General features: G+C 47.4%; 17 protein-coding genes. 11 read left to right on the forward strand and 6 right to left on the reverse strand.

Going from position 1 to position 9,666, the window contains the following annotated elements:
• Positions 1–31 precede the first annotated feature (31 nt).
• Positions 32–1,234 (forward strand): hypothetical protein, encoded by a 1,203-nt coding sequence (locus HA494_01580; GenBank protein NHV96470.1) that lies wholly within the window; start codon positions 32–34, stop codon positions 1,232–1,234.
• A 34-nt stretch (positions 1,235–1,268) separates the two neighbouring features.
• A complete protein-coding gene (locus HA494_01585) occupies positions 1,269–1,469 on the forward strand; it encodes a hypothetical protein (GenBank protein NHV96471.1) in 201 nt (66 codons plus the stop codon).
• A gap of 10 nt (positions 1,470–1,479) precedes the next feature.
• Here HA494_01585 and HA494_01590 read toward each other — a convergent pair whose 3' ends face one another.
• Entirely contained in the window at positions 1,480–1,758 is a 279-nt protein-coding gene (locus HA494_01590; protein NHV96472.1) for a hypothetical protein, read from the reverse strand.
• 100 nt (positions 1,759–1,858) lie between these two features.
• Here HA494_01590 and HA494_01595 point away from each other — a divergent pair, with 100 nt between their 5' ends.
• Positions 1,859–2,407, forward strand: a complete 549-nt coding sequence (locus HA494_01595; protein NHV96473.1) for a cob(I)yrinic acid a,c-diamide adenosyltransferase — start codon at positions 1,859–1,861, stop codon at positions 2,405–2,407.
• Here HA494_01595 and HA494_01600 read toward each other — a convergent pair.
• The 5 genes from HA494_01600 to serB all read right to left on the reverse strand — a co-directional run bounded on the left by HA494_01600 (position 2,397) and on the right by serB (position 6,156).
• Complete coding sequence (locus tag HA494_01600) at positions 2,397–3,335, reverse strand: pyruvate synthase subunit beta (protein NHV96474.1); 939 nt, start codon at positions 3,333–3,335, stop codon at positions 2,397–2,399. The genes HA494_01595 and HA494_01600 overlap by 11 nt on opposite strands.
• 4 nt (positions 3,336–3,339) lie before the next feature.
• A complete protein-coding gene (gene porA / locus HA494_01605) occupies positions 3,340–4,521 on the reverse strand; it encodes a pyruvate ferredoxin oxidoreductase (protein NHV96475.1) in 1,182 nt (393 codons plus the stop codon).
• A gap of 6 nt (positions 4,522–4,527) precedes the next feature.
• Entirely contained in the window at positions 4,528–4,815 is a 288-nt protein-coding gene (locus tag HA494_01610) for a 4Fe-4S binding protein (GenBank protein ID NHV96476.1), read from the reverse strand.
• Between the two features lies 1 nt (position 4,816).
• The gene (locus HA494_01615) at positions 4,817–5,368 is read right to left on the reverse strand and encodes a hypothetical protein (protein ID NHV96477.1); all 552 of its coding nucleotides are present in this window, start codon (positions 5,366–5,368) and stop codon (positions 4,817–4,819) included.
• A gap of 122 nt (positions 5,369–5,490) precedes the next feature.
• Entirely contained in the window at positions 5,491–6,156 is a 666-nt protein-coding gene (gene serB, locus HA494_01620; GenBank protein ID NHV96478.1) for a phosphoserine phosphatase SerB, read from the reverse strand.
• A 102-nt stretch (positions 6,157–6,258) separates the two neighbouring features.
• Between serB and HA494_01625 the strand changes: the two genes are divergently transcribed.
• Genes HA494_01625 through HA494_01660 form a run of 8 tightly spaced genes read left to right on the forward strand, consistent with a single transcriptional unit; the run spans position 6,259 to position 9,568 of the window.
• Positions 6,259–6,417 carry a hypothetical protein gene (locus HA494_01625; GenBank protein ID NHV96479.1) on the forward strand — a complete coding sequence of 53 codons (159 nt, stop codon included), beginning with the start codon at positions 6,259–6,261 and terminating at the stop codon, positions 6,415–6,417.
• Between the two features lies 1 nt (position 6,418).
• Positions 6,419–6,718, forward strand: a complete 300-nt coding sequence (locus tag HA494_01630; protein ID NHV96480.1) for a GIY-YIG nuclease family protein — start codon at positions 6,419–6,421, stop codon at positions 6,716–6,718.
• A complete protein-coding gene (locus HA494_01635) occupies positions 6,708–6,881 on the forward strand; it encodes a hypothetical protein (GenBank protein ID NHV96481.1) in 174 nt (57 codons plus the stop codon). The genes HA494_01630 and HA494_01635 overlap by 11 nt, the downstream gene beginning before the upstream one ends.
• Before the next feature lie 7 nt (positions 6,882–6,888).
• Entirely contained in the window at positions 6,889–7,554 is a 666-nt protein-coding gene (locus HA494_01640; GenBank protein NHV96482.1) for an HAD family hydrolase, read from the forward strand.
• Positions 7,555–7,603: 49 nt separating this feature from the next.
• A complete protein-coding gene (nikR, locus tag HA494_01645) occupies positions 7,604–8,029 on the forward strand; it encodes a nickel-responsive transcriptional regulator NikR (GenBank protein ID NHV96483.1) in 426 nt (141 codons plus the stop codon).
• 4 nt (positions 8,030–8,033) lie between these two features.
• Positions 8,034–8,531 (forward strand): VTT domain-containing protein, encoded by a 498-nt coding sequence (locus tag HA494_01650; GenBank protein NHV96484.1) that lies wholly within the window; start codon positions 8,034–8,036, stop codon positions 8,529–8,531.
• Between the two features lie 26 nt (positions 8,532–8,557).
• Complete coding sequence (locus HA494_01655) at positions 8,558–8,695, forward strand: hypothetical protein (protein ID NHV96485.1); 138 nt, start codon at positions 8,558–8,560, stop codon at positions 8,693–8,695.
• Positions 8,696–8,713: 18 nt separating this feature from the next.
• Complete coding sequence (locus HA494_01660; GenBank protein ID NHV96486.1) at positions 8,714–9,568, forward strand: DEAD/DEAH box helicase; 855 nt, start codon at positions 8,714–8,716, stop codon at positions 9,566–9,568.
• The last annotated feature ends 98 nt before the right edge of the window (positions 9,569–9,666 follow it).

Raw genomic sequence — 9,666 nt, forward strand, 5'->3', positions numbered from 1 at the left:
TAAATGCTTTTAGCCACACCTATTTACATACTTGAAACCTAGGTTAAAGGTAGCGGCATACGCAGTTATCATCGCTACGGTGCTGATCTTAGTCTCCATCACCTACCTAAATCAAGTAAGGAGGGTAGACGAATACGAGGAAGAGGTTAAGAAGCTCTTTGAGGAGGTTAGGGCTGACATATCTAGGATACGCAACCTCACAGCCTCTGAGCCTGTAGTGGTTAAGATCGTCGATAAACGCTTTTTCGAAGCGAAGGCTGAGGGGGGCGTAGATGAGTTAAAGGCTGCGCGAGAAGCCCTCTATAAAGCCCTTCTCCTAGCACCTAAAGACTTCTCCATAACCGGGTATGAGAGGGAGAGGGCTGGGCTCGTCGTAGCGGCCTCCTCAGCATACACACTCTACATCGTTCGAGACTATTTCAGCCCCGGATCTGAGGATAGTAGAAGAGTGCTTGCCCACGAATATATGCACCTCCTCCAATATAATAGGGTTAGGCAGCCGCAGACTATGTGGTTAGATGCTCAGCTCGCTTGGAGCGCCTTTATAGAGGGTGAAGCTGACTTGGTTGCTGATCTCTACACATCGAACAAGACTGGCAGAATATCTCTGGCCACGTCGAATCTTGGGCAGCCTAAGAGCCGGTTAGACACGTGGTTCATAGACCAATTGACCTACTTCCCCTACGTCTTCGGCGAAAGGTTTGCTTACACCCTATATCTTGCTGGAGGCTGGAGCGCCTTAGACCAAGCCCACTCTGACCCACCATCATCTACCGCTGAAATCCTAAACCCAGATCTCTACGTGAAAGGCTTTAAGCCGAGATATCCACAGAACCCAACACCACTAAGCGAAGGCTGGCGCATATACTACCCAGATGTTCTAGGCGCATTCTTCCTCAAACTCTTTTTGACACGCACATTAGACTCAGAGGTAGCTCAAAAGGTAGCATACTCTTGGTTAGGCGATAACGCCACCCTCTACCTAAGTGAAGGAGAGCATCTACTCTACTGGCAGATCGACTTAGCCGATGTAGAGCAAGCCAGCATGGTTAAGCAGATGCTCAAAGAGAACCTGCTGAAAGAAGCCTCTGTCGAAGAGAAGGAAGTATTGCAGATGAATGGTATCTGCATAGCCATACTCAACAAAGACTCTAACCTCATGGTAGTGAGTGCATCAAACCTTACTTTGGCTGAAGAAGCCTTAGATGACCTACTCAAAAAGGGCTTCGCTTAAACTTCATATATCTGGGGTAGGGTAGCACTAAAGTATGAGCGGAGAATCCGTCTGCCCACTCTGTGGTGGAAAACTTAAGATCAGCACAAGTAAGAACCCTGTGAGGAACGTTGTAAAAGTCTATGTTAAGTGCAGCAGATGCGCTTTTGAAAAGACGTATGAGCGCCCACCAGAAGTCACATTAGAGGATTGGTTAAAACATGTGCTAGAAGAAGAAAAGACAAGAAAAAAATAGGAGGAGGGGTCTACTGCTTGACCCCAGTTATAGTTCTGGTCTCTGTAACATACCATCTTGTATGATCTCTGAAGGAGTCGTAGAACTTTAGGAACGTGTTGTAATCCTCAGCTTCGACGACGAAGAAGCCGTTGTACCCTATTCCGAAAGCGTGGTCGTATTCGCCCACCAGTTTAACCCCCTTTGGCCATTTTTTCTGCTTGAAATCTTCCCACTTTTTCTTCGAATCCTCCAGCTCTTTAGGCGATAGCTCCCTTACCCTATAAAATATGACGAAGCCCAGCGTCATACACGTTAATATTGTCAAGTGGTTGATTAAAAGGGTTTTGATATCTTATCTTGATTAGTGTAGCTAAGGATTTTAATCCAACTTTACCCTAAGATTGCGTATGCCCAGGTTTTATACTGGAAGCGGGGATAGAGGCGAAACTACCCTGCTAGGAGGGGTTAGGGTCGGTAAAGATGATGCAAGGGTAAACGCGTTAGGTGAGCTCGACGAAGCTAACTGCATAGTAGGCTTCGCAAGAAGCTTCATAAAGCTGCCTGAAGTTGATAGTATGTTAGAGAGGGTCCAGCAAGATCTTTTCCTAATCGGCTTAGATGTCATAGCCCCTCTTCAAAACAGAAGCCGTGTAAGCGAAGACATGGTGAAAGCGCTGGAGGAGCAACTCGACTCTCTAGCCAAAGACCTACCAGAATACCGTAGATTTGTGCTACCGGATGGAACACCAGAAGTAGCCTCACTATACCTTGCGAGAAGTGTGGTCAGAAGGGTTGAGCGGACCATAGTGAAGATGGCGAGGTCAGCGCCGAACCTTCTCCCTTCAATAAAGTATCTGAACAGGCTCTCTTCGCTACTTTACGTCGCCGCTAGATACACCGCGTTAAAGACGGGTGTGGTTGAGAAAGAGTGGGTTAGCGATGAATCTAAGCCGTAGAGGTTTCTACAGGCGGGAGCCCATACTTGGAGCACCTTTCGTCAACGTATCTTTGGATAAGCTCTATATCTTTCTCAGATAGGTGCCTAAACCTGCCTTGCATCTTAAGATACTCTACAACAGGCTTTCTGCGCGCAGGTTTAACCGTCAGCCTAAACTGCCCATTCTCCACCTCGTAAAGAATGAAGACACCTGTCTGCACGCCTAACCTGCTGACTTGAATAACCTTCTCGCTTGGGATACGCCAACCAGGTGTGCAAGGCGTATAGATATGTAGATAGGCAGGCCCCTCGACCTCAAGCCCCTTCTTCGCTTTGTTGATCAGATCTAGAGGATAGGCTACCGTAGCCGTAGCAACATAGGGTATGCCGTGTGCAGCGACTATCGCTGGAAGATCCTTCTTGAATGTCATCTGACCCGCAGGCTTTGCCTTACCAGGAGGTGAGGTGGTGGTCCAGGCGCCATAAGGCGTAGAGCTAGATCTCTGTATCCCCGTGTTCATATAGGCTTCATTGTCCAAGCAGACGTAGAGGAAGTCGTGGCCACGCTCAAGAGCTCCTGAAAGCGCTTGGAAGCCGATATCCGCTGTGCCTCCATCGCCAGCGAAGCATACTACGTGAATCTTCTTCTCAGGCATAACCTTCTTCCTCATCAGAACCTTCAGAGCTGCTTCTATGCCAGAAGCGACAGCGGCCGCGTTTTCGAATGCTACATGGTACCAGGGCACAGCCCAAGCGGTATATGGATAGGGTGAAGAAACTACCTCAAGGCAGCCTGTAGCGTTTACAACAATCACATTAGGTCCAGCGGCTTTCAAAACGTGTCTAACAGCGATTGTTTCTCCGCAACCTTGGCATGCTCTGTGACCTGATGTGAAGTATTCCTCGAGCGGTATATCTTTTATGCTCTTGAATGCTTGTACAGCCATATTTCTACACCCTCGCTTGGATGAATTCTACTGTATGCTCGTGTCCTTCTTTAGAAACCGCTTCTAGTGCCCGCTCACCTATTTTGGTAAAATCCCTTATCGTTATGTCTCTGCCACCTAAGCCAGCTACGAAGCTCAGAACAGCTGGTCGATCCCTCTCATCATACAATATGTTCCGTATATCGCCGTAAATAGGCCCTCCCAACCCCCCAGCAGATATGGCTCTATCCACAACCGCTACAGCCCTAACTCCGCTCAGCACATTCTTTATCTCTTGAATCGGGAAGGGTCGGTAGAGTCTGAGCTTGATTAGACCTATCTTCTTACCTTCATTCCTCATCTTGTCCACAGCCATCCGCCCTGTACCGGCGAATCCTCCTGCTATGAGTATGGCTGCTTCAGCGTCCTCAAGCCTATATGTCTCCAGAGGCGCATAGTATCGACCAAAAAGGTCACCAAATTCACGCCAAACTTCTAAGATCACAGCCTTAGATGCGTTAAGCGCCCACTCGTTCTGAACCTTCAGCTCCGTCTGAATATCCGGACCAGATACAGGACCCCAAGTGCTCGGCTGATCTGGCGTAAGTCTGTAAATAGCCTTCCTATGTTTAGGCAGAAAGCGGTCCACCTCTTCTTGATCGAGCGCGATCAGAGGCTCTATCACATGTGTCACGTGGAAGCCGTCGAAGCAGACCGCCACAGGAAGGAGAACCCTCTCATCCTCAGCTATCTTAAACGCCTGTAGCGTATGATCAAAGACTTCTTGTGCGTTTTCAGCGTATATCTGGATCCAACCGCAGTCCCTTGAAGCCATCATATCGCTCTGATCACCCCAGATGTTCAGATTCGGTGAAAGAGATCTGTTAGCAACGCCCATAACGATGGGAAGCCTATTACCCGCGGCAATAAAGAGCATCTCATGCATCAAAGCAAGGCCCTGCCCAGCCGTAGATGTGTAGACTCTAGCACCAGCAGCGCTCGCACCTATACAAGCGCTCATGGCTGAGTGCTCTGATTCGACGTTTATGTACTCCGCATCCAGCTCACCGTTTGCCACATACTCCGCTAGGCGCTCTACGATATGTGTCTGAGGTGTTATTGGGTAGGCTGCGATCACATCTACGTTTGCTAGTTTAACAGCAAGCGATGCTGCGTGGGAGCATTCTATAGCTATCCTCCTACTCAACTCACATCACTCCTCCTCATCGACCATCTTGATGGCTTTCCTCGCGCATTCTTCAGCGCATATACCACATCCTTTACAGTACTTCAGATTGATCTCATACATCCCCTCGGAGTTGATGAAGACCGCTCCATCTGGGCAGTACACCCAGCACATCCCACATTTAGTACATAGCTTTGCATCTAGAATCGGTCTCTGGCTTCTGAACGACCCTGTCTCATACTGCTTCGCTGAGCCTGGTACAAAGATTATTCCTGCTATCGGTAAGGTCTTAACCGTTGGTTTGCTCTCACTCATTCTACTCACCTACTACAACTTCGTTGAACCCTCTCGTCACCGCCTTGGCGTTCATCTCGCCCGCTTTCCCACCGAACCTTTCTCTTACAACATCTAAAACAAAGTGCAGGTCCACCAACCCTATCACTCTAACAGCGGCGCCTAGCATCGTCGTATTAACGATCGGTACTCCTAGTGTTTCACGCGCTATCTTTCTTGCATCGATTACAGCAAGCCTGCAGTTCACGCCCAGTTCTCCTCTAAGATCATTTAACGACTTGCTCGTATTTATTATCACCGCTCCTCCTTCCTTGAGCCCCTCTAGAACATTCACCATTCTTAGAAGACCAGAGTCGATAACTATGACCACGTCTGGCTCATAGACCTCCGAACGCACACCTATGGGCTTTTTATCTAACCTATTAAATGCCAGAACAGGCGCACCACGTCTCTCGGGACCAAAAGATGGTGAAGCTTGCGCATACCAACCTTGATTTATAGCAGCGTGTGCAAGAAGCTCCGCAGCGGTCACAGCACCTTGCCCACCCCGCCCGTGCCAGCGGATTTCAATCAAACCGCGTTCACCAACATCAATGGGTTATCAAGTTTAAGAGAAATTTTCTGAGATATATGCTTAACTTAATTTGTTTTTGGCTGCGTTGATTGAGGTTTTCTTTTTTGTTAACAAGATAGCAATCAGTGTTTGTATCTTCGAATCTTCACACCGTTATCCTCTAAGTTCTTGATGTACCTCTTTATAGCTGGTATGATTAAGCGCAGATCCTTCTCTCTTATGACTACATCCGCTCTGGACTCAACAATCGGCTGGGCGCAGAAGGCTATCTTTAGTTGAGCCAGCTCAAAGAGTGTGAGGTCGTTTGCACCATCGACTACCGCTACTATCTGCTCTCTCGGCTCCTTCAGCGTTTTAACCAAACCTTGTATCGAATTTGCTTTATTCGAGTTGACTCTTATAACTACGGAATCTAGGCGGTCTCCTACGAAAACGAGCTCGTTGGCGAAGAAGTAATCTAAGCCTAACTCCTTCTGGACTCTCTCAGCCAGCAGGGTGAAGCCGCCTGAGACAGAAGCCAGCATAAACCCCATCTCTCTTAGTGTTTTGCAGGCTTCTTTTGCACCGGGCATAAGTCTAAGTGCGTTGGATACATTTACACAATCGCTGTAACTCAGCCCCCTTAATTCTTGTATCCTTAAGTAAAGTCCTTGCTCCCAATCTATCTCTCCCCTTATACCCTTCATTGTTATATCCCAGATCTTATCTTCAATACCCTTGAGCTTTGCAAGCTCGGGTAGGAACTCTCCATCTACTAGAACACCTTCTAAGTCGAAGATCGCCAGCATCAAAAGACACCTTGCTTCGCATTCATCTCCGTTGGCGCACCTTTCTGCTACTAAGCCTCATAATAGCCTATACTTAACCTTTAATATTTCTCTATCGGTATGATGTGGGGTATAGAGGTAAGCGGTATGCTTGAGTGCTTAGTAGCGCTAGCCGCCAACGGTTCATCCGAACTCTTGTTCCCAATAACCCTTCTTATTGTGGCTTTAGGTTTTGTTGGGCTCGTGATCCTAATCTTGATCGGCAAAGGGCGAGCTGATTAATTTGAGTAGAGGGGTGTATACTCTGCTGATAAAATTAGGGGAAGGACAGTCAATCAAGCCCAGACCAGAGCTACGATGGAATCTCCCAAAGGGCTACTACGTTTACACAGGCTCAGCGTTAGGTAGAGGCTCAACCAGCCTAGAGAAGCGTCTAGAAAGGCATCTGAGGGTTAATAAAAAGATCTTCTGGCATATCGATAGGCTCCTTAGCGGCTCCGGTAGAATAGTCAAGGTATTTTATGCTGAAACCGCAGCAAAGATAGAATGTGAACTCAACCAGAAGATCTCTATTGCAAGCTAAACCGATCAAAAGATTCGGCTCATCGGATTGTAGGAAAGGATGCGTAGGGCACCTACTCCGCTTAAGCCCTTACACTCAAGATGTTAACGAGCTGGTTTGTAGAGCTTATCGTGAACTGGGCTTAAACTATAGGGAGTTAAGTGTGGGGCTTGAGGTTGAGTAGTCTCCCCTTGGATCTAGTTATATTCGATCTCGACGGCACTTTGGTAGAGTTTAGGTACCGCTTTGCTGAGGCGAAGCAGAGTGTACTATGTCTTCTAGCATCGCTTGGAATATCCCTACCACTTGATGTTGCACAGAAACCTACCCAAGACATATTTGACGAAATCGCCGTTCAAGTTAAGAAGAGCGGTTCACTCAATCTGAATCTCGATCACGTTATGGCACAAGTTAACGAAGTGATCGACCTCTATGAAATGGAGGCTGCGACCTCTACAACACTATTTGAAGACACCAAGCATGTGTTAGAGGTGCTTAAAAATGATGGTCTCAAGACCGCTCTGGTTACAAATAACGGTAGGAAGGCTACTGACTTTATGCTAAACAGATTCGACATAAAGAGATTCTTTGACATCATCCTAACAAGAAACGATGGGTTAAGATTGAAGCCGTATCCTGATGGCATACTGTGGGTCTTGAATAAAGTAAATGCATCTCCGACTAGGACGCTCTTTGTTGGAGACAGCTCAATTGACATAAAGGCTGGTAGAGCTGCTGGTGTTTTCGTCGCAGCCCTAAAGAGCACCTTCATTAAATCACTAAGCGACTTTGAAATCAAACCGGATTACCTTCTAGATCGCCTCTCAGATATACTCTTCCTAATTAGAAGGCTGTAAGCGTGGCTTTCATCAAGTTTATAGGTAGGGCTTAAGAAGCCTCTTTGTGTTGAAGGAGAAGAGGGAGCTGGTCAAGAGAATCAGCATATCCCTACCGCCAGCGCTGCTGGTGCTCTTCGACAAGATCTCAGCATCGATAGGCTACACCGAACGCTCAAGGGCTATACAAGCGGCGATGAGGAACTTTATAAGCGAATTCCAGTGGAGTGCAGCGCCTGAATCAAGCGGCTCAGCTGTGATCCTAATGATCTATAATCACGAAGTTGGGGGGCTTGATGAGAAGATAACCGACATCCAACATAGCTTCCGTAGCATCGTATCCTCAACACTACACATCCATCTGGATGAGACTAGGTGTTTAGCGATCATAGTTGCTAGAGGATCCAGCGTTGAAATAAAGAAGATAAGCGAAAAGCTCGCCTCACTTAGAGGTATCCTGCAGCTAAAAGTGGACTACTTCGAGCACTCTGTCTAGATCGGTGGGCGTAGTTTTGCTCGACCTACAGGTCCTACTAAAACTGGTTTCAAACCTTGGTTACGTGGGCGCACTAATAGCTGGAGTTCTCGGCTCAAGCAGCCTCTTTATATCGTTCTTTCCCTCATACATCGTAATAGCGCTGCTAGGAGCAACCCTCAACCCTATAGCAGTAGGCTTGTTAGGTGGGTTAGGCGCTGGGATTGGACAGTTCCTACATTACTATATTGGTTTAGGCGGTAGATATGTTATTCCAAATAAGTGGAAAGGTAGGTTGGATGTTTGGCGAATGAAACTGGATAAGTATGGCGTTCTCCTAATCTTCGCCTTTGCAGCCACCCCCCTTACTCCAGATGACATGATCTGGATACCACTCGGTGCAATGAAGTACCCAAAATTGAAAGCACTCATTGCGGCGGTATCTGGTAAGATGCTTCTGAACCTCGTCTACGCTCACGTGGGGTACTTTGGTTGGAAGTCTATCGCACGGTTCTTTACGTAGAGTAGGGTATATATAGCGTCAACCCTTTGCAGATAAGAGCGATGGGCTTCATAATCCTGATGAAGTTCAGAAGTAAGCCGAGGAGTGAAGCACTTCGGCGCCTAATCGATCTATATGAAAAGCCGTCTGCAGACCTTAGGCAGCGCAGTAAACGGTTTAGCTGAAGCGTGAAGGCGTCGCTCTTGCATACAGAGTGGGTAAGCCACCCTCTACTAAAGAGCGGAGTTCTTGAGAGGCGAGAGTATCAGATAGAGCTCTTTAACCTCTCCTTAAAAGAAGACCTTCTTATTGTGCTACCTACAGGCTTAGGCAAGACCGCTATCGCTCTTCTCGTTATCGCAGAGATGCTTTACAGACACCCTGATAAGAAGTGCGTACTGCTTGCGCCGACTAGGGTTTTGGCTTCTCAACATAAAGACTTTCTTTCCAAGATGCTTAACGTGGAGCAAGACGATGTTGCTGTAGTTACTGGTGAAATGGGGTTAAAGGATAGAATCGTCGCTTGGTCCAAGCGTGTCTTATGCGCAACACCCCAGATAATGGCTGCTGATCTGGAGCGTGGGCTGATAGACCCCAAACACATCTCGCTCATAATCTTTGACGAAGCACATAGAGCCGTGGGCGACTACGCCTATACCAAGATCAGTGTGAAAATGGCTGAAAACCCAAGTTTAAGGAGAGTGGGCTTAACCGCATCACTACCAGAAGAAAAAGATAAGGTAGAAGAGATTCTTCACAACCTTAGGGTGAGAAGAATAGAAGCGAGGCGAGAGGATAGCAAAGACGTGGCACGCTATATCCAGAAGACATCCATCGAGTGGGTCGAAGTTCAACTCAACCCCCTTCTAAATAGAGTTAGAAGCGAGCTGCTGGAGGCGATCAAAGAATATGTCAATAGATTACATATGCTAGGTCTTGGAAGCGGAATCGGTGTGCCGCCTAAGATGAAGTACCTTATAGATCTGAGAGCCAAACCAGAGTATTCGACGAACCCTTCGTGGAGAGGCTTCAGAGTAGAAGTAGAGGTGTTGGGTTAAGGGATCTTCTTCAAAACGAGCATCTAAGAACCGCATATGAAATAGCAAAAGGTACACTTGAACTCGGGGTCGAGCACCCCAAGCTAGAGGAGCTGGTA

The sequence above is a fragment of the Nitrososphaerota archaeon genome, from assembly GCA_011605775.1.
Classification (GTDB): Archaea; Thermoproteota; Nitrososphaeria; order Nitrososphaerales; family JAAOZN01; genus JAAOZN01.